Source organism: Brenneria sp. g21c3 (genome assembly GCF_040240345.1).
Classification (GTDB): domain Bacteria; phylum Pseudomonadota; class Gammaproteobacteria; order Enterobacterales; family Enterobacteriaceae; genus Brenneria.
This window is the reverse complement of the sequence record NZ_JBEIAB010000004.1, coordinates 59,250-79,759: the sequence shown is the minus strand read 5'-3', so window position 1 is coordinate 79,759 and position 20,510 is coordinate 59,250. Positions and strand designations below refer to the sequence as shown.

Genomic DNA, 20,510 nt, shown 5'->3' with positions numbered 1-20,510 from the left:
TATGCAGTAATCCTATAGTCTCCGTTGATACGACAAAAACTCAGACGATGAACATGCGACGAGGAATTATGTAACAACCAGTCTGCGATAGTACCCCATCACAGACTGGTGAGGAGAATGGCTTGCCGATCGATGATTATTTTGCCTGCTCCAGAGCCTGCTTCACGGCGTTAATCACCCCGTTACTTGACAGGGTGGCGCCCGTTACCGCATCCACCTGGTCAGGATCCTGAGTTTCAATCAACTCTGGCACCACGTTATCAATGACGCCCATCATCAGTGCTTCGGTATCTTCATGTTTGACGACTTCGGCGTTGGTGATTTTCCCTCCTTCAACCGTCACAGAAACTTCAACTTCCCCTTCTTTGCCTGCGGCTTTGCCGGTATAAGTACCATCTTTATACTCGGCGGCAGCGGCAAAAGAGAACGAAAGAGCCAATGTGGCCAACACGGCCGGAATGAATTTTTTCATAACTTTCCCATAAGTTAATTACACATAAAACGCCCATCAAAAATCCACCACAAGTAGTGAACCTGTCACCAAGACCAATATAACCACTCAACCATCCTGGACAATGAGCCAGGATGGTTTTTGAGATCAATGCCGCTGATTATTTACCGGCTTTTATCTCTTTTACCGCTTCATCGGCGCCGATGCGGCCATAGGTGACGATATCCGCCAGCGAGTTGCCGCCTAAACGGTTGGCGCCATGCACCCCGCCGGCCGCTTCCCCGGCGGCAAACAGGTTCGGTATCACCTTGCCGTTCACATCCAGCACCTGCGCTTTGTTGTTAATCGCAATCCCGCCCATGGTGTGGTGAATGCCGGGGGTGATTTCAATGGCGTAATACTTGCCGCTATCCAGAGCCAGCTTCATGCTTTCACGGCCGAACTCATCATCTTTGGCGGCTTTGGCATAGTTGCTATAGGCGCTGACGGTCTGCGCCAATTGCTTGCCGTCGACGTTGATGGCTTTGGCCAGCTCCTCTACCGTATTGCCTTCGGCAACCAGTTTTTGCTTGAAGTAAGACTGGGTCGCCTGATTCTGCTTAACCAGATCGTCATTAAAAATCAGATAGGCATGCGCGCCGGGTTGTTTGAGGATACTCTGCGACACCACATCGCGGGTCAGCAGTTCGTTCACAAAACGTTTGCCGCTTTCATTCACCATAATGGCGCCGTCGCCGCGTACCGCCTCCGTAATCAAGATCCCTTTACCGGGAACGGTTGAAGGGTGAATCTGGATATATTCCATATCCACCAGTTTGGCATTCAGCTTGGTGGCCATCTTGATGCCGTCGCCCTGGCTGCCAGGCGCGTTGGTGGTTTTAAAGCCGACCAGTTTGGGATCGTACTGTTTGATCATGTCGAAGTTAGCCCCAAAGCCGCCTGACGTGATCATCACTTTCTTGGCGTCAATGGTGAATTCTTTCCCATCCTTGCCTTTGGCTTTCACGCCGGTGACTTCACCCTTGTCGTTCTGGACGATATCGGTCGCTGAGGTATGGGTGCGCAAATCGATGTCCAGCGCCTTGACCTTTTTGAGCAATGCGGTGGCAATAAAGCTGCCCGCAGGCACCCCGCCGGCGGGGCGGTGGGTACGGTCGACGCTAGCGCCGCCGGTTCGCGTCAGGTCAGCCAGATCGGCGCCGTTCTCTTTCAGGAAGATAACCGAGTCTTTGGCATGTTCCGTCAACGTTTTCACCACTTCCGGATTATTAAGATTTCGTCCTCCTTTCATGGTGTCTTCATAGAAGAGTTCCGGGCTATCCTTGATACCTCTGGATTTTTGCAGTTCCGTGCCGGCGGCATTCAATCCGGCCTCCGCCCGAGCGGTATTCCCGCCGGCAAAAGGCATTTTCTCCAGCAATATCACTTTTGCGCCCTGATTATGCGCTTCAATGGCGGCCGACATACCAGCCCCACCCGCGCCTATAATAACCAAATCAGTCGTTTCACTGTGAACTGCTGAGGATAAGATCAACGCCAGCGCGCTCAATAGCAGGACTTTTTTCTTCATAATATGAACCTATATTTGTTATTTCCAGGAAGGGATTCCCTATCGGAACAAGTCTGATTATCTGTTTACCGCAGAACATACCGCAGAGGTTCCTTATGCTATGCGGCAACCGATTTTCGTTGACGAAAAGCAGGCTTATCCCTAAGGAATTCCAAACGACGATTTCTATTTACGATTCACTCTTTATCAGCCACGGTTTGATGCAGACAGAAAATTAATCATTCCGTTAGCATGCACCCACGGGGTTGATTTAAATCCTACTCTGATTTTTATGCAAAAATTTTAACTCGATCATATATTTAGAAATTTTTTTAATTATAAATCGGCATGATTTTATCCATCGAATGAAAAACGGCGGACAATTTCTCCGACAAGCTACCCTGCCGGGCGAATAGGGAAATAAACACGCGTTCCGAACGCGCTGAAATAGCGGCGGATAATCTGAATTTAACAACGGAATAACATAAAAAACACAGGATGGACATATTCACGGCAAAGGCGACGCAAGATGCAGGAATGGGGAAAACGGACATACCTGCATCTGAAAGATAAAGCGTAAAATCCCGCGCTTAAAAACCCAGCAATTGGCGATAAGAATGGGTTTCAATATTATCCATTAACAACCCGAGGCGAATCGCACATTCGATGCATTGTTCTCTCAGCGGACTCAATTGCGCTTCATCATCCGTCATGACGGATATTTCAACAAAGTGACCGAGGGATTCGATATAATCCAGCGTAATATGGAAAATATCCAGGAAATAGACGCTGCGCGTTTTACCGACTTCATGAATCGCTTTATATCCCAGCGTTTGCAGCATGCTGTCGGCCTTCTCGAACGATTCAATGTTTACCGCCTCACAACGCTCCGCGCCGGGTCCTTTGACGATCCAAAGCTTAATGCCTGACGGCTCCATACGCCGCAACACCATACTGATATTTTGTTTTTGCAGTCCATCGTTCGCATCGTCGTAATAAACATCATGTTCTTTATTTTCGAAAATAAAGGCCTCGGGATGGTGGCCGAAAAGCGTATCGCGAAATATTGCGATATCCTGGATACGAAATTTGAGTTCAACTTCATATTTCCCTGTGAAATGTTCAACCATGCTCTTTTCTCCTTACAGGACTATCTGTAAGCACTATGGGACGCTCAGCTCAACATAGCAACACGCTTTGTCCGAAAGATGTCGACACGTAAAATCGTGACCCGCACCCGCCGCCTGCACACCCAGTCGTCCCAGGACGAACCTCGCCAGCGACAGCGATAGCCATCCGCTCAAATCAGCGCGGGATGAGGTGCGTCGTCACGCCTGAACGGTGCGACACTGCCTTTCTGCCTGTCGCGCATCATACCGGCGTAATAATAACCGAGACGGAAAAATCAGCCAAACACCCGTTAGCTTAGCGCTATCCTTTTGTTAATTCAGTGTTATTGGTAAAAAAGCAGGAAAATGCGCCGCGATCAGCAGGCGGCGTCAGACATTTATCAACGCGAAGAAATGCATAACATGGGAACACGCAATACCGACGATACATATCGATGACCGACAACCGGCGGCGCTCTATTTAATAACGTTATCTCCTGGGAATGAAAACATCACCGTTGCCGGATAATTCCATAGGTATTTATTATATCACCCTGCAATCAGGTTAAATTAATTTAATCACACAGGTAAAAGTAAATCCGAGTACTATTTTCGCCCCCCCGAAAATGGCATAAAACACGAATCTCTCAGTAATATAAGTTGATGCTATGATTAATGGCGAAATCGGTTGCGTATTTTGGACGATGTTATCGGATTTTAGGATATTAAAAGAATGACCGGCTGATAGAATCGAATTGTCATCCAAATAGGCAGGGGAAAATTAAATGATGAAATGGTTAAGATGGTCAGTCATTGTCTCGTTATTAGCCGGCATGCTGGTTGCCTGCGGAGACGAAAATTCTGATAAAAACGCAACGACGGGGTCGAATAAACTGGTGGTCTATACGCCCAACAGCGAGTCAATGATTAATGCGCTGGTGCCGTTATTTGAAAAACAAACCGGTATTACGGTCGAACTGGTTTCAGCCGGCAGCGGCGAACTGGTGAAACGTATCCGTTCAGAGAAGGGCAAAGCCTATGCGGATGTGATGTTCGGCGGCGCTTTTGAACTGTTCACCGCCAATGCCGACCTGTTCGAAAAATATGTCTCGCCCAACGATCAATATCTGTTCGAAGGCCATCGCAACACCAGCGGCATTATGACCGCTTATGTCTCTGACGGCAGCGTCATGCTGGTGAATACCAATCTGGCCGGCGATATCAAAATCAACAGTTATCAGGATCTGCTCAACCCGCAACTCAAAGGTAAAATTGCGATGGCGGACCCCACCAACTCCAGTTCCGCTTTCCATCAGTTGACCAACATGCTGAAAGCCAAAGGAAACGATTATACCTCCGATGCCGGTTGGAACTATGTGGGCGGCTTGATCAAAAATCTGGACGGTAAAATCGCCGGCAGTTCCAGCAAAGCGCATAAAAGCGTGGCCGACGGCGAATATATCGTCGCGCTGACCTATGAAGATCCGGCGGTCAGCTACGTGAAGGACGGCGCGCCGGTGCGCGTGGTTTATCCGACTGAGGGCGCGGTCTTTCTGGATGGCGTGGCGGGGATCGTCAAAGGCGCCCGGCATGAGGAGAACGCCAGGAAATTTATCGATTTCATTATCTCCAAAGAAGCCCAGGAAGCGCTTGGCTCGCAGACAACCAACCGACCGCTGCGCGCCGATGTACAGCCCGGCAAATATATGACGCCGATGACGCAAATTAAAACCATTGAAGAAGATATCTCTTATGTCAGCGAACATAAGAAAGAGATTATCGAAAAATATACCGAACTGTTCACCAGTATTACCCGGTAGTCAGACATTATTAATGAAATAACCCGACTCGCCGATTGGAAATAATCGCGCCGGCAAGTCGGGAATATTCTCCGACATTTAAATATACGATAAATATATTCAGGTTGCAGAAATGCGGCCAGGGTGCATGCAACTTGAAATATGACGCGTATAATCTGTAAAGCGGGTATTTATATGAGCGTTGCAATTTCTTTCCGTAATATCGTCAAAAAATATGGCGATACCACGATCATTCCAAAATTATCTCTCAACATTAAAGAAGGCGAATTTTTTACCTTATTAGGGCCGTCGGGCTGCGGCAAAACCACCCTGCTGCGTATGATTGCCGGATTTAACAGTATTGAAGAGGGTCAGTTGGCGTTTAATGAACGCGTCATGAATCAGGTCGCGCCGGGCAAACGTAATATCGGCATGGTATTCCAGAATTACGCGATATTTCCCCATCTGAATGTGGCGCAAAATGTGGAGTTCGGCTTGCGCAACCGCCCCGTCGACAAAGCGGAAAGAGAGCGGCGGGTGCAGGAAATATTGGAGGTCGTGCAAATCGAATCCTTCAGGGATCGCATGCCGAAAAACCTATCCGGCGGACAACAACAGCGTGTGGCGCTGGCGCGCGCCATCGTTATTCGCCCGGACGTGCTGTTGATGGATGAACCCTTATCCAATCTGGATGCGCAGCTGCGCGTTGATATGCGCAACGCCATCAAGGCCATCCAGCATGAAGTGGGGATCACCACGGTCTACGTCACCCACGATCAGGAAGAGGCGATGGCGGTGTCCGATCGCATCGCGGTCATGAAATCCGGCGTGATTCAACAGGTGGGTTCGCCGCGTGAGATTTATCGGCGTCCGGCGAACCTGTTCGTCGCCACCTTTATCGGCCGCACCAATATTGTCGAGGCGAAACTGAACGTCGGGGAAAATGGCGGCGCGCTGCTGCGCATCGGCGATTACGCCGAGCCCATTGCCGCGCTGCGCCTGGACATACCGCCGGACCGCAGCGTCGAGGTCAAACTGTCCGTACGCCCGGAAGAGTTTATCTTCTCAACGGATGAAAGCGGATTAAGCGGCACGGTGGTAAGCGCTATTTTTCTTGGCTTGAATACCCATCTGAATATCGCGCTGGAAAACGGCCAGCAGGTCGAGATTATTCAACAGTCCGGCGGCAACGGCGATATGGCGCCGGGAGAAAAGGTGCGTCTGAAAGTGAATACCGCGGCGATCAACATCTACGACGCCGCCGGTGAAGTGAATTACACCGGGGAAACACGCTTATGAATGCGAATACGCCGCGCCGGGATATCTGGACCTATATCACTCTGTTTATTTTTCTCGGCTATATTATTTTCCTTGCCCTGCCGCTGTTTACCATTCTGGTCAAAAGTTTTTTCGACAGCGGCAGCGGTGAATTCTCGCTGGCCTATTTCAGCAAATTCTTCGGCAAAGCCTATTATATGAACGCCGTGTGGAACAGCCTGAAGGTGACGGTCTGCGTCACGCTGCTGTCTGTGCTGGTGGCCGGCCCGCTGGCCTGGATCATGTCCACGATTAACATCAAAGGCCGCGGCGCGATTCAGGTTCTGATTTTAATCTCATCCATGTCCGCGCCCTTTATCGGCGCCTATGCGTGGATCCTGCTGCTGGGCAGAAGCGGCGTCGTTACCCGCTTCTTTCAGCAACATCTGGGCGTCGAGCTGCCGGATATTTACGGCTTTTCCGGCATTTTGCTGGTGCTCACCCTGCAACTATCGCCGTTGATATTCATGTATGTCGCGGGGGCGCTGAAGAACGTCGACCATTCTCTGCTGGAAGCGGCGGAAAGCATGAACTGCACGGGCCTGCGTAAAATGTGGATCGTCCTGATGCCGCTGATCACGCCGCCCCTGCTGGCGGGCGGTCTGCTGGTGTTTATGCGCGCGTTTGCCGATTTCGGCACGCCGATGCTGATTGGTGAAGGTTACCGCACCGTGCCGGTTTTGATCTTTAATGAGTTTATCAGCGAAGTCGGCGGCGACGACGGCTTTGCCGCGGCCATCAGCGTCGTGGTGGTGCTGTTCACCATGGCGGTATTTCTGTTGCAGAAATATATCGCCAACCGCAAATCGTATAGCATGAGCGCGCTGAACCCCATCGTGCCGGAGGATAAACGCGGATTGGGCAATATCGCCGCGCATCTCTATGTTTATTTGTTTACGGCGGTGGCGATGATGCCGCAGCTCTATGTCGCCTATACCTCGTTTCTGAAAACCTCAGGCAAGATTTTTGTCGACGGCTATTCGCTGGACAGCTACCGCCTTGCCTTCACCCGGGTGGGCGACGCGATCGCCAATACGTTTTTACTGGCGATCGTGACCATCATCCTGATTACGTTCATCGCCGTGCTGATCGCCTATGCCACGGTAAAACGCAAAGGTATGGTGGCGAACCTGCTGGATACCTTCACCATGATGCCCTACATCGTACCGGGCTCTATTTTGGGTATCGCCCTGCTGTCGACGTTCAATCAGCCCCCGCTGTTGCTCAGCGGCACGGCCGCCATCATGATCGCGGCATTCGTCATTCGACGCCTGCCGTATACCATCCGCTCCAGCGCGGCCGTGCTGCATCAGGTCAATGACAGCATAGAGGAAGCGGCCATCAGTCTTGGCGCCTCACCCATGAAGACCTTCTTTCGCATTACGGTGCCGATGATGATGTCGGGGGTGATTGCCGGCGCCATATTAAGCTGGATCAGCATCATTACCGAGTTAAGCACCTCGATTATTCTCTATACCGGCCAGACGAAAACCATGACGGTGGCGATCTACACTGAAGTGGTTAGAGGCAATTACGGGGTGGCGGCGGCGCTATCGACGCTGCTGACGGTGACCACGGTCATATCGCTGCTGATCTTCTTCAGGCTAACGGGCAAAAAAGAGATCACGCTGTAGGCAGCCAGTCCGGCCGGCGCGGCGTGCCGGCCGGACTGCCTCCGTATCATGGTGTACAATGACGAACGGCATGCAGGAGACGAAACAGTGGCGATATCCCCCAAGCATAATTTCAAAGATTCGATCCGACGGATGTTTCTACTGTATGCTTTTGTTCCTATCTTACTGTTGTTTATCCTGTTTTTGGCTTTCACCGTGGTGAATGCGCGCTTTACGTTAAGCCAGCAGACGCGGGAAGCCGCCCGTTCGATCCGCGCCGCGCTTGACGACACATACCGGGCCTATGAATGGGAGATGACGCGAATGAGCGCCCTTCCCGAAGTGATCGAATTTACCCGTTCCCGGCGCGACGGCCCGCGCGTATTCGAGCAGTTCTACAATTTCAACAATCGCCAGACCATCAGGAGCGTCATGCATCTGTTGAACGCCCAGGGCGATATTCTCGCCTCCTCCGCCAATCTCAGCCCTGAATCGGCGGACAATGCGCTGAAAGCCATTGCGCAACGCATGTACAGAAACGGGCAATCGACGCTGACCGAGACCAACCATATCCGCTTTTCTCATGACCGCTACACCGTATATACCTTCGCCCACGACATCCGTGATAATGGGCAGGTCATCGGTTATTTGCTCTACCAGTTGTACGAGGCGGATATGCAGAAACAGATTTTTGTCCGCAACAATGAAATCGCAATCGTCGCCGATCGGCATAACACCATTATCGCCACCACCAATAACATCGTGCGCGGGCCGCTCAACAAGCTGACGCTGGAGCGGGAAAACGGCGATATCGTCATCGATAACGGACGCTATCGCAGCAGCGAGGCGGTTGTCCCGGCGGCGAACTGGCATATTTATACGCTGAATGCCATCCAGTTGATGAACTCCACCTACCTGTCGCTGATCGTATTTTTCATCGTCGCCAGCCTGCTGCTGCTGTTGCTGATTCAATTTCTGGCGCGGGCGATTGCGGCGCGCCACACCCAGGCTATCGATAAACTGATTTATGCGGTCGGCGAATTACAGGCCGGCAATATGCACTCTTATGTTCATCTCGATACCGGCGATGAATTTGAACTGCTGGCCGACCAGTACAACGCCATGCTCACCCGGCTCAATGACTTGCTGACGCGCAACGAGGAGCTGTCCAGACTGCGCAGAATGACGGAGGTGAAACATCTTCAGTCTCAGTTTCATCCGCACTTTATCTTCAACGTACTGGAAATGCTGCGTTATGCCATCGTCATCGATCGCGATCTGGCGCAGCAAATGGTGTTGCTGATGTCCAGGCTGTTGCGCTACAGCATCAGTACGGAAAGCGACACGGTGATCCTGAAAGACGATCTGAATTACGTTGAGGACTACTTAAAGCTGCAACATATGCGTTTCCGCGATCGCCTGGGCTACGCGATCGACGTCAATAAAGAGGCGATGAATGCCCGCGTGCCGCGGCTGATGTTACAGGCGGTCATCGAGAATTCGATTAAATACGGCTACCAGCAAAAAGAGACGCTTTATATCGCCGTTAACGGTTACAGGGTGGGAACGGATGTGCTGATTGAAGTCACGGACAATGGCGGCGGCATGAGTGAAGAGCGGCTGCGCGCCGTGCGACACATCCTGTCGGAAGCGAATAATCAGACCCCGCATATCGGCCTGCACAATCTGCACCGCCGCCTGACGCTAATCTACGGCGATCGTTACGGCCTTGCCATCAGCAGCCGCGCCGGCGAAAGTACGACCGTCAGAATCACCATTCCCTGTGAAAAGGAGAGCGCGCATGTTTAAAGTGCTGCTGATTGAAGACGAGGAAATCATCCGCAAGGGGCTTCGCTATACCTTCGACTGGCTGGCGGCAGACTGTATCGTGGTGGGCGAAGCGGAAAACGGCGAGTCCGGTCTGCATTATATTCGCACGCTGAAACCGGATATCGTGGTGGTGGATATCAATATGCCGCTGATGAACGGCATTTCGATGATCGAACATAGCGAGCGGGACGCCGCCATTTGCAGCTATATTATTCTGTCCGGCTATGACGAGTTCGGTCTGGCGAAACAGGCTATCCGCCTCGGGGTCACGGAATATTTGCTCAAACCGCTCGATCAGGAACAGCTCGCCGACGCGCTGGAACGGGCGAAACGGCAGGTTGAAATCAAGCAGCGTTATGCCGCCATGCTGGACGCCGCGTCGTCCGGCGATGAAGATATCCAGACTTCATTAATGAAACTGCCGCATCACACCTCGCATTATGTGGCGAAGGCGATTGAATATATCCAGGAAAACTACGCGGCAAAAATCTCCATTAACGATCTGGTGACGCGGCTTAGCATCAGCGCGGCCTACCTGAACCGTAAATTCAAAAGCGAAACCACCTATACGTTCAATGATTTTCTGAACCGCTACCGCATCGGCCGGGCGATGGATTTACTGAAACGCGGCGATCGTAAAATCTACCTTATCGCTTCCGACGTCGGTTTTAAGGATTACAAATATTTTATCGCCATCTTCAGAAAATATGCGGACTGCACCCCCGGCCAGTATCAGGAACGGTTTGGATCGCGGCACGTCAATTAAGCGCAGCGCCTTATTTGTCGTCAGGCGCCGTCGCCAGAATACGCACGTTTTCAAAACCATGATGATGCATAAATTCTCGCAAAATCAGCAATCTGGCGGAGAACGCGTTGTCCAGCGGTATCTCTTCCCAGGAGGCGGGACTGCCCAGCATCACCCGCTCCAGCCGTTTGAAGGTTTGCTCCATATTATCCAGCGGCAATAGCCAGCCGTCGGGGCCTTCCTGCCCGCCGGAAAGCCGGGCGATAACCGCCAGTTCCGGATCGCAGGAAAACAGCGACGAGTCTGGCGGCAGATCGTGACGAATCGCCATCACCTCATCTTCGACGGTCATAATCGCCAGCTCCATTTCATCCGGCGTGGGCGGAAGATGTTTAAAAAAGGCTTCCGCCGTTTTTTTACTGCCCAGCTTCAGACGCAGAATAACGTCCGGCGCCGCCCCGGCGCCGCAGACGGCCGTCGTTTGCCGGTCGTCGATGGACAGCAGCGTCACTGGCGCAGTCTGCCCGCTATGCCGTCTTGCTTGTGCATATTGTTGATGCAGCTCAGCATCGATATCCATCATTACTCTCCTTATCACGCAGACTGACAAAAGCGGGCGATGCCGGCGATATCCGCCGGCGTCGTGCGGCAGCAACCGCCGATCAATTTCGCGCCGGCCGCCCGCCACTGCGCTAAATGCGCCGTCAGGGAACAGGCGTCGTCCGCGTGACGCTCCCAGGTTTTGCTGACCGCATCATAGTGCTCGCCCGAATTCGGATACACCACCAGCGGCAGCGAGGTATTGGCGGATAGCTGCGTTAACGCCGCGGTTACGCTGTCCAGCGCAATGCAGTTGATGCCGACGGCGACAACCTGCGGGCAGCGATTCAGCAATAACAGCACATCCGGCAACGGGGTGCCGTCGCTCAGGTGGTGGCTGTCGCGCAGCGTAAAGGAGAACCAGGCCGACGCCTGGGGAAATTCCGCCAGCAAATCGACCAGCGCCTTGATTTCAGCGAACGACGGCAGCGTTTCACAGGCAAGAATGTCCACGCCGGCGTCAAGCAGCGCCGCGATGCGCGGGCGGTGAAAAGCCATCATCTCCGCCGGCGGCAACGCGTAGTCGCCGCGATACTCCGAGCCGTCCGCCAGATAAGCGCCGTACGGCCCGACCGATCCGGCGATCAGCAACCTGCCGCTTTCAGGATGGTCGCGGCGATAGTCGTCGCGCGCCTGCGCCGCCAGCCGTACGCTTTTTTCAATCAGCGCCAGCGACTGCCGTTCGTCGAGTCCGCGGGCTTTAAACCCCTGCGGGGTCGCCTGATAGCTGGCCGTAATGGCGCACTGCGCTCCCGCGTTAAAATAGTCGAGATGAACCTGATAAATCAGCGCCGGATTTTCGATTAGCACCCTGGCCGACCAGAGGGGATCGGTCAGATCGCAACCGCGCGCTTCCAGCTCCGTGGCCAATGCCCCATCCAGCACAATCGTCGGCGTCGTCGCCAGCATGTCGGCCACCGGATTACTACGCAACATCTTCCGCTCCCTTCGAGAATTCACGTTTCTGAATCAGTTTAGTGAAATAATAAGCGCCATAACATAAAGCGACAAAGGGTATTCCGCACCACAGCGCGATGCGCTGCTCAGGATCAAACGCCAGTCCGATACAGGCCAGTAAACAGAGGGCGAAGCCGAGAATCGGCGTTACCGGAAACCACGGCGCGCGATATTGCAGATCCGCCAGCGGCAGACCGGCGCGCAGGTGACGACGACGAAAAGCATAGTGAGACGCGCAGATACTCAACCAGACCGCCACCACGGCAAAGCCGGAAATGGCGGACAGCGCCACGTATACGGTATCCGGCGCCACTACGCTGGAGAACAGCGCCAGCAGTCCGCCGAGCATGCTGACCGAAATGGCGAACAGCGGGATGCCGCGACGCGTCAGGCGCGAAAAACACGCCGGCAGCGTGCGTTCGTTCGACAACGACCACAACATACGCCCTGAGGCATAGAGCCCGGAGTTGGCGGCGGAGAGGATCGCGGTAAGAATGACGAAGTTAAAAATATCCGCCGCATAAGGAATGCCGATTTTTTCAAACACCATCACAAACGGGCTTTTAATAATCCCCGCCTGATCCATCGGCAACATCGCCGCCAGCACCACCACGGTGCCGATAAAGAAAATCACCAGTCGCGCCACCGTGGTGCGGATAGCGATGGGAACGACTTTCTGCGGATTTTCCGTTTCGCCGGCGGCGATGCCGATCAATTCCGTCCCGGAAAACGCGAAGTTAACCGCCACCATGGTCATCAGTATCGGCAGGCCGCCGTGCGGGAACCAGCCCGATGCGGTGATGTTCTGGAAAAACGGCGCCGGCGATCCGTCTTTCAGCGGAATAAAGCCGAACATCGCGCCCGCGCCCAGAATGATAAACGCCAGAATGGTCACCACTTTGATCAGCGAAAACCAAAACTCGCCTTCAGCAAAGAAACGCGACGAGATGACGTTCAGCAGGAATATCAGCGTGCAGAACAGCAAACACCAGATCCAGACCGGCACGTGGGGAAACCAGTACTGCATGCAGAATCCGGCCGCGGTAAGGCTGGAGCCCAGCGCCACCGTCCAGGTCAGCCAGTACAGCCAGGCGACGGTATAGCCCGTGGCCGGGCCGAGGTATCGCGCGGCATAGACATGAAAAGCGCCGGTTTCCGGCATGGCGACGGACAACTCGCCCAGGCTCAGCATGACCAGATACACCACCAGCGCGCCGATCAGGTAGGCCATCAGCGTCCCCGCCGCCCCCGTGGTCGAAATGATGTAACCGGTATTGAAAAAAAGCCCGGTGCCGATAACGCCGCCGAGCGAAAGCATAACCAAATGACGCGCTTTCATCGTGCGCTTGAATTGCCCTGCCGGGCCGGCCTTGTGCTGTTCCATCATGCCCCTTGCATATACAGACGTCTAAACTTCCAGACAGATGGCGCGTTATACCGCTAAATAAGCCGGAAAGCAAAGGTAGTCCGGGTGGGACGGCGTCGATCAGCCACAATTTGCGCAACGGGGGAAAGCGGGTTAGTCCGGAAGGTTGCCGATCGCGCGCGCGATTTCAGCCGAGGTTTTCAGCGCGCGGATCTCGCTAAACAAGGCTGCGGCCTCGCGATACTCCTTGCGCAGATAGCCCAGCCACTGTTTGATGCGCGCGACGTGATACAGGCCGGTATCGCCCTGTTTTTCCAGTTGGACGTATTTTCGCAGCAACGTCACCACCGCCGCCCACGGCATACGCGGTTCCTGGTATTTGATCACCCGGCTCAGATTCGGCACGTTAAGCGCCCCGCGACCAATCATGATGGCGTCGCAGCCGGTGGCCGCCATACACGCCTGCGCGCTTTGCCAGTCCCAGATTTCGCCGTTGGCGATCACCGGAATGGTCAGCCGCCGACGAATCTCGCCGATGGCCTGCCAGTCAATGCACTCCGCTTTATAGCCCTCTTCTTTGGTGCGTCCGTGTACCGTCAATTCCGTCGCCCCCGCCTGCTGCGCCGCATCGGCGATCTCAAACCGGCGAGACGGCGAATCCCAGCCGAGACGCACTTTCACCGTTACCGGCAGATGCGACGGCACCGCGGCGCGCATCGCTTTAACGCCCTGATAAATCAGTTCGGGATCTTTGAGCAACGTCGCCCCGCCGCCGCTGCCGTTGACCAGTTTGGACGGGCAGCCGCAGTTTAAGTCAACGCCGTGGGAGCCCAACTCGACCGCCCGACAGGCGTTTTCCGCCAGCCAGTGCGGATATTGTCCCAGCAGTTGGACGCGCACCGGCGTGCCGGACGGCGTGCGGCTGGCATGGTGTAATTCCGGGCATAAACGATAGAAGGATTTGACCGGCAGGCAGCGATCGACCACCCGTAAAAATTCGGTGATGCACAGATCGTAATCATTAACGTCGGTCAGCAGTTCCCGCACCAGAGAGTCGAGAACCCCTTCCATCGGAGCAAGCAGAACACGCATAACGTTACTCGGTTACCAACGGGCCAGTAAAAAGCAGGCAATGGTACTGTTCCTTGTCAGGAGCGCGCAACGAAAAAACAGAGGTAGTTAACAAATAACATAATTAGGCTACGATATAAAACAGCCGCAAAATGCAAAAAACAAAGCAGGAAGGATGCGTTATGACCCACAATCTGGCCAGTCAGCTCAGCAAACGCTTTTACCGCTATCTCGCCGTGACCAGCCAAAGCGACGCCGCCTCTTCAACGCTGCCCAGCACGCCGGGACAACACGACATGGCGAAAATGCTGGCGGAAGAGCTGCGTGAACTCGGTCTGAACAATATCGTTATCGATGAGCATGCCACCGTCACCGCGTTAAAACCGGGCAATTGCCCCGACGCGCCGCGCATCGGCTTCATTACGCACATCGATACCGTCGATGTCGGTTTATCCGCGCATATTCATCCGCAAACCCTGCGTTTTACCGGCGCGGATATCTGCCTGAACCGCGAACAGGACATTTGGCTGCGCACGGCAGAACACCCGGAAATTATGCCTTATGTCGGGCAGGATATTATTTTCAGCGACGGCACCAGCGTACTCGGCGCCGATAACAAAGCCGCCGTCACGGTGGTCATGACCTTGCTGGAGAACCTCGCCGACGATACGCCGCATGGCGATATCGTCGTGGCATTCGTGCCGGATGAAGAGATCGGCCTGCGCGGCGCGAAAGCGCTGGATCTCAAACGCTTCGACGTGGATTTCGCCTACACCATCGACTGCTGTGAGCTGGGCGAAGTAGTGTATGAGAACTTCAATGCCGCCGCCGCCGAAATCCGTTTTACCGGCGTGACCGCGCACCCGATGTCGGCGAAAGGCGTGTTGGTCAATCCGCTGCTGATGGCGCACGATTTTATCAGCCATTTCGACCGTCGGCAGACGCCGGAGCACACCGACGGACGTCAGGGCTACGTCTGGTTCAACGATCTGACGGCGAACGCCAATGAGGCGAAGCTGAAGGCCTCCATTCGGGATTTCGATCTGGCCTCGTTTGAACAGCGCAAGCGGCAAATCGCCGAGGTGGCGACGACGATCGCCGAGCGGTATCCCACCGGCAAAGTCAGCTTTACCGTCAGCGATACCTACAGCAACATCAGTAATGCGATTACCGGCGATCGCCGCGCCATCGATCTGCTGTTCGCCGCGCTGGATAAGCTGGCGATCCCGCCGAAAGTCACGCCGATGCGCGGCGGCACCGACGGCGCGGCGCTGTCCGCCAAAGGCTTGCTGACGCCGAATTTCTTTACCGGCGCGCACAATTTTCATTCGCGCTTTGAATTCCTGCCGATTCCCTCGTTTGTGAAATCGTACCAGGTCGCGCTGAATCTGTGTCTGCTGGCGGCCGGCGACGCCTCAGCGCAGCAGTGACCGACGCAGCGCCGAGGGCGTGATGCCGCGCTCGCTTTTGAAACGATGACTGAGGTGGCTGGCGGAACTGAAGCCGCACAGCAGCGCAATCTCGGTGATCGACAGCGCGCTGCGGCGCAGCATCTCCTCCGCCCGCGCCAACCGCCGCGTCAGGATATACTGGTGCGGCGCCATGCCCTCGCTCTGACGGAACATGCGGGCAAAGTGAAATTCGCTTAACCCGGCCTCCGCGGCCAGTTCAGCCAGCGTCAGCGGTTCGCCCAGCCGGTTTTCCATCATCTCTTTCACCCTGCGCTGCACCGCCGGCGCCAGACCGCCCCGCACCTCGGGTAGCGTCCATTGAAGCTGGGTATATTGTCTCAGGATATGCAGCATCAACAGCGTCGCCGCGCTGCTCAGCACCAGTTGGTTCGCCGGATCCGCCCAACTGTTGTTGAGTAAAAACTGTCGGTAAAGCGTAGTGATTTGCGGGTCGTCGCCAAAGATCCGCTCTTCGGTACGGATAACGGCCGGGCTGCGATCCCAGGTTTGTTCCGCCAGCCGGCGAAAATGACCGTCATCGCAGTAAAGGTGAACAAACGAAAGGTCGCCGCGAATGTCCCAGGTTGAGATGCAATCTTTCGGCATCAGGCAGAAGCGGTCGGGACCGCCGCCGTTGCGCCAGCCATTCGCCGTCTGGTGATAGCTCTCGTAACCATCGGCGACGTACAGGCTGATAGTGTGGTGATCGGTATTTTCCATAGTGACGCGATCGTGGCTGTTAGACCATGACGCCAGACGCACGCCGCAACCCAACTCAACGGTATCACGCAGTTTAGTTTTATGATGCTGTAGCGTGTCGAACACTTTATACCGGTGCATTCCCCTCTCCTTACCAATAAACCGCAAGATTATGTTATTGAGCGCAATACGCTGAAAGCCCATGCGGCGGCAAAACCGCATACTGGCAGGCATGAAGAACACCGGAGTCTGCCAATGAATATTTTACTCTACCTTTCCGTGGTGCTGATTTGGGGTACTACCTGGATCGCCATCAGCCTGCAACAGGGAAGCGTGGCCGCCGAAGTCTCCATTTTTTGGCGCTTTCTTCTCTCGTCGGCGATTTTACTGGCCTTTCTGACGCTGACGAAACGCCTGCGGCCGCTGTCGCGCCGGGGACACCTGCTGTGTATGCTTCAGGGGTTGTGCGTATTCGGCATTAACTTTGTTTGTTTTTATCACGCCATCGCCTGGATTTCGAGTGGATTAGAGTCGGTTATTTTTTCCATGGCGGTGTTATTTAATGCTTTCAACAGCCGGCTTTTCTTCGGTCAGCGCCTGACGCGCAACGTGATTTTCGCCGCGCCGCTGGGTTTGTTCGGCATTGCGGCGTTGTTCTGGCACGACCTGACGAATATGGATGCGCAGCCGCATTTGCTCCTGGGCGCCGGGCTCTGTCTGCTGGGTACCTACTGCTTCTCGCTGGGCAATATGATCAGCGCCCAGCATCAGCGACAGGGGCGCGACGTGATGACCACCAACGGCTGGGGCATGTGCTACGGCGCGCTATGGATGGGGTTATTCAGCCTGATTCAGGGATATGATTTTTCACCGGAAATCACCACCCGCTACCTCGGCTCGCTGTTCTATCTGGCGATCTTCGGTTCGGTCATCGCTTTCGGCGCTTACTTCAGCCTGGTAGGCCGCATCGGCGCCAGTCAGACCGCCTATTCCACGCTGCTGTTTCCGCTGGTGGCGCTATCCATTTCCACGATCTATGAAGGCTATCAATGGCAGGTCAATGACGTGTTAGGCTTGCTGCTGATCCTGGCGGGCAACGCGGTGATGTTTTACCGCCCGCGCCGGCGAGGAGCGCCCGCCGCAGCGGTGAAATGAATGTTCATCCCGGATGAGAGTGACGCGTCGGTTCGCTCCCCTTTCTCTCTTGAGGTTGCAGTCTCATATACACAAAGCAGAGGGGCTGACGGGATTGGCCGTTACGCGGCGTAAAAAATTATGCTGAGGAGATAGCTGGCTTAGGATGCGGCGAAAGCTTGGCGCGTGCTACGCCGTAGCATGGAAATGGCGGCATTGCGGCGCATGAAACCGCCTCTGAGTCCGCATAAAAATATGACTAAGAGACAGCCCCTGCAAAGGATTGGGGTGAGTCAATCACGACTATTGCGACGCCTGTCGCTACCCCCACCCGGCCTCCCCCTTGTCAGGGGGAGGCGCGATACTCCCTCCCCTGCGAAGGGGAGGGTCGGGGTGGGGTCAGCCCCGCATTATTTCGCCGCGGGCTTGCTGCGGTTTTGCGGACGCGGCGCGCGGCGCTGCTGCCCTTCGCCGTTGCTCCACGGACCGGCGCTGTTGCCGCCGGACCGACGCGGCTGACGGGCGCCGTCGCTATTCTTGCGTTCGCCCTGAGCGCGCGCAGCGCCGGACTGACCGCGAGGTCCGCCGCTACGGCCGCCCCCGCCGCGATTACCCTGACGGCCGTTGACGATCGGCTCGGCCTTGATTGACGGATCCGGCTCATACCCTGGTACGGCAATGCGCGGGATCTCGCGCTTCAGCAAACGTTCGATATCGCGCAACAGCTTGTGCTCATCCACGCAGACCAGCGATAACGCCTCTCCGGTGGATTCCGCGCGGCCTGTACGGCCGATACGGTGAACATAATCTTCCGGCACGTTCGGCAACTCATAGTTCACCACGTGCGGCAACTGGTCGATATCCAGACCGCGGGCGGCAATGTCGGTCGCCACCAGCACGCGGATGGTACCGTCTTTGAAATTCGCCAACGCGCGGGTACGCGCGCCCTGACTTTTGTTGCCATGGATGGCGGCGGCGCTGATGCCGTCTTTTTCCAACAGTTCGGCCAGGTGGTTGGCGCCGTGTTTGGTGCGGGTAAACACCAGCACCTGCCGCCAGTTATTTTCGCCGATCAGTTGGGATAACAACTCGCGTTTGCGGCGCTTATCGACAAAATGGACATGCTGCGTAACCAGTTCCGACGGCGTATTGCGGCGCACCACTTCGACCGACGCCGGGTTAGTCAGCAACTTGCTCGCCATACTTTTGATTTCATCAGAGAAGGTGGCGGAGAACAGCAGGTTCTGACGTTTAGCCGGCAGCTTGGCCAACACGCGGCGGATATCGTGGATAAAGCCCATATCCAGCATGCGGTCGGCTTCATCCAGCACCAGGATTTCAATCTGCGACAGATCGACGGCGTTCTGATGTTCGAGATCGAGCAAACGGCCCGGCGTCGCCACCAGAATATCCACCCCGCCGCGCAGCTTCATCATCTGCGGGTTGATGCTGACGCCGCCGAACACCACCAGGGAACGCAGGCGCAAATATTTGCTGTAGGCCTGAACGTTTTCGCCAATCTGCGCCGCCAGCTCGCGGGTCGGCGTCAGGATCAGCGCCCGAACCGGACGTCGACCTTTCGGCGCCGGCGCGCTGCTCAGCAATTGCAACAGCGGTAAGGTGAAACCTGCCGTTTTACCGGTGCCGGTTTGCGCGCAGGCCATTAAATCACGACCGGCCAGCACAACAGGGATCGCCTGGCGCTGTACGGGCGTCGGTTCACGATAACCCTGTTCTTCAACAGCACGCAGAATGTCGGCACTCAGGCCGAGAGAATCAAATGACATAATAGAGAACAACTCCAGATCCGCCCTGACCGGATAACATCCGGTGTAGTTTTCAGAGGGATAATAAGGCGGGTTTGCCGGGCCACCATCAACTCAACAATAACGACATAAGCACAACCACGATGAACGGACACAACTACAGTGCGTAACTGGCGCTGATTGTACCAGAGATTCTAAAGGTTAAAAAATTTTTATCTGTGCGTTGCTCAATTTGTTACTCAAACCGATATACGCGCATAAAAGTCATTTTTGTGATCAAGATCGATAAAAATACTCAAAACAGGCCTAAAGTTAATCATCTGATTAACTCGTTTTCCCGAGGCGGCTTATGCCTGATAAATCTCAGTCTTCCGGCCGCAGCGATCAAACGCGGCAGCAACTGATGCAAGCCGCGCTGGAAGTCTTTGGCGAATACGGGCCGCAGGCCGCGACGACCCGTGATATCGCCAATCGCGCCGGGCAGAATATCGCCGCCATCGCCTATCATTTTCAGTCCAAGGAAGGGTTGTACCTGGCGGTCGCCGGTTGGATGTCCGATTACGTGCGTCAGACTTACCGTCCGCTGGTGGCGGAAATCGAAGCCTTTATGCAACGCCCGCCGCAACAGCAGTCGGCGGAGCAGCTTATGGAGTATATCCGCCGCGGCATCCTGACTTTCAGCCGCCTGATGACCCGTTCGGAAACGCTGAATCTGAGCCGGATCGTGTCCCGCGAACAGCTATCGCCAACGGATGCTTATCCGATTATCCATCAGCAGGTTATCGATCCCATGCACCGGTTGCTGACGATGTTGATCGCCCGCTATACCGGGATGGACCAGCATCATCCCAAAGTCATCGTTCATACCCATGCGCTGATCGGCGAGGTGCTTTCCTTTCGCGTTGCCAGGGAAACCATCCTTCTGCGTGCGGGCTGGCAAGACATCGGCAACGAAGAAACGACGCTCATTCAGCAAGTCCTGATGGAACACCTTGACATTCTCCTTAACGGACTGCGGGTCCATCATGCCCGACAGATAAAGGAATAATGCGT

17 protein-coding genes are annotated in these 20,510 nt (G+C 54.8%); 8 read left to right on the top strand and 9 right to left on the bottom strand.

The annotated features are described in order from the left end of the window. Positions 1-136 precede the first annotated feature (136 nt). From ABRZ28_RS07715 to cyaB, 3 genes are all read right to left on the bottom strand, one after another. Positions 137-472 carry an FMN-binding protein gene (locus tag ABRZ28_RS07715; protein WP_319603241.1) on the bottom strand — a complete coding sequence of 112 codons (336 nt, stop codon included), beginning with the start codon at positions 470-472 and terminating at the stop codon, positions 137-139. 139 nt (positions 473-611) lie between these two features. Next, on the bottom strand, positions 612-2,021 hold the full coding sequence (locus ABRZ28_RS07710) for a flavocytochrome c (RefSeq protein WP_330519919.1): 1,410 nt from the start codon (positions 2,019-2,021) through the stop codon (positions 612-614). Positions 2,022-2,590: 569 nt separating this feature from the next. Beyond that, positions 2,591-3,130 carry a class IV adenylate cyclase gene (gene cyaB, locus ABRZ28_RS07705; protein WP_319603243.1) on the bottom strand — a complete coding sequence of 180 codons (540 nt, stop codon included), beginning with the start codon at positions 3,128-3,130 and terminating at the stop codon, positions 2,591-2,593. 764 nt (positions 3,131-3,894) lie between these two features. Between cyaB and ABRZ28_RS07700 the strand changes: the two genes are divergently transcribed. The 5 genes from ABRZ28_RS07700 to ABRZ28_RS07680 all read left to right on the top strand — a co-directional run bounded on the left by ABRZ28_RS07700 (position 3,895) and on the right by ABRZ28_RS07680 (position 10,434). Next, positions 3,895-4,929 carry an ABC transporter substrate-binding protein gene (locus tag ABRZ28_RS07700; protein ID WP_319603244.1) on the top strand — a complete coding sequence of 345 codons (1,035 nt, stop codon included), beginning with the start codon at positions 3,895-3,897 and terminating at the stop codon, positions 4,927-4,929. Positions 4,930-5,103: 174 nt separating this feature from the next. Further along, positions 5,104-6,207 (top strand): ABC transporter ATP-binding protein, encoded by a 1,104-nt coding sequence (locus ABRZ28_RS07695; RefSeq protein ID WP_330519918.1) that lies wholly within the window; start codon positions 5,104-5,106, stop codon positions 6,205-6,207. Then, on the top strand, positions 6,204-7,859 hold the full coding sequence (locus tag ABRZ28_RS07690; protein ID WP_330519917.1) for an ABC transporter permease: 1,656 nt from the start codon (positions 6,204-6,206) through the stop codon (positions 7,857-7,859). Before ABRZ28_RS07695 ends, ABRZ28_RS07690 begins: the two co-directional genes overlap by 4 nt. Before the next feature lie 87 nt (positions 7,860-7,946). Further along, the gene (locus ABRZ28_RS07685; protein ID WP_330519916.1) at positions 7,947-9,647 is read left to right on the top strand and encodes a cache domain-containing sensor histidine kinase; all 1,701 of its coding nucleotides are present in this window, start codon (positions 7,947-7,949) and stop codon (positions 9,645-9,647) included. Further along, positions 9,640-10,434 carry a response regulator transcription factor gene (locus ABRZ28_RS07680; RefSeq protein ID WP_319603248.1) on the top strand — a complete coding sequence of 265 codons (795 nt, stop codon included), beginning with the start codon at positions 9,640-9,642 and terminating at the stop codon, positions 10,432-10,434. Before ABRZ28_RS07685 ends, ABRZ28_RS07680 begins: the two co-directional genes overlap by 8 nt. A 10-nt stretch (positions 10,435-10,444) precedes the next feature. Here ABRZ28_RS07680 and ABRZ28_RS07675 read toward each other — a convergent pair whose 3' ends face one another. From ABRZ28_RS07675 to dusC, 4 genes are all read right to left on the bottom strand, one after another. Beyond that, positions 10,445-10,996, bottom strand: coding sequence for a hypothetical protein (locus ABRZ28_RS07675; protein WP_330519915.1), 552 nt, complete (start codon positions 10,994-10,996; stop codon positions 10,445-10,447). 11 nt (positions 10,997-11,007) lie between these two features. Then, positions 11,008-11,949, bottom strand: a complete 942-nt coding sequence (mmuM, locus tag ABRZ28_RS07670; protein ID WP_330519913.1) for a homocysteine S-methyltransferase — start codon at positions 11,947-11,949, stop codon at positions 11,008-11,010. Then, positions 11,939-13,354 (bottom strand): S-methylmethionine permease, encoded by a 1,416-nt coding sequence (mmuP, locus tag ABRZ28_RS07665; RefSeq protein WP_330519912.1) that lies wholly within the window; start codon positions 13,352-13,354, stop codon positions 11,939-11,941. The genes mmuM and mmuP overlap by 11 nt, the downstream gene beginning before the upstream one ends. A 135-nt stretch (positions 13,355-13,489) precedes the next feature. Next, positions 13,490-14,428: a tRNA dihydrouridine(16) synthase DusC gene (gene dusC / locus ABRZ28_RS07660; protein ID WP_330519911.1), complete on the bottom strand. Its 939-nt coding sequence runs from the start codon at positions 14,426-14,428 to the stop codon at positions 13,490-13,492. A 161-nt stretch (positions 14,429-14,589) separates the two neighbouring features. Here dusC and pepT point away from each other — a divergent pair, with 161 nt between their 5' ends. Continuing rightward, complete coding sequence (gene pepT, locus ABRZ28_RS07655; RefSeq protein WP_330519910.1) at positions 14,590-15,837, top strand: peptidase T; 1,248 nt, start codon at positions 14,590-14,592, stop codon at positions 15,835-15,837. On the opposite strand, the gene ABRZ28_RS07650 is transcribed toward pepT, so the two are convergent. After that, positions 15,823-16,698, bottom strand: coding sequence for a helix-turn-helix domain-containing protein (locus ABRZ28_RS07650; protein ID WP_319603253.1), 876 nt, complete (start codon positions 16,696-16,698; stop codon positions 15,823-15,825). The genes pepT and ABRZ28_RS07650 overlap by 15 nt on opposite strands. A gap of 114 nt (positions 16,699-16,812) precedes the next feature. Between ABRZ28_RS07650 and ABRZ28_RS07645 the strand changes: the two genes are divergently transcribed. Next, positions 16,813-17,712: a DMT family transporter gene (locus ABRZ28_RS07645; protein WP_330519909.1), complete on the top strand. Its 900-nt coding sequence runs from the start codon at positions 16,813-16,815 to the stop codon at positions 17,710-17,712. 389 nt (positions 17,713-18,101) lie between these two features. On the opposite strand, the gene rhlE is transcribed toward ABRZ28_RS07645, so the two are convergent. Continuing rightward, entirely contained in the window at positions 18,102-19,478 is a 1,377-nt protein-coding gene (gene rhlE / locus ABRZ28_RS07640) for an ATP-dependent RNA helicase RhlE (protein ID WP_330519908.1), read from the bottom strand. A gap of 328 nt (positions 19,479-19,806) precedes the next feature. Between rhlE and ABRZ28_RS07635 the strand changes: the two genes are divergently transcribed. Then, a complete protein-coding gene (locus ABRZ28_RS07635; RefSeq protein ID WP_319603256.1) occupies positions 19,807-20,505 on the top strand; it encodes a CerR family C-terminal domain-containing protein in 699 nt (232 codons plus the stop codon). The last annotated feature ends 5 nt before the right edge of the window (positions 20,506-20,510 follow it).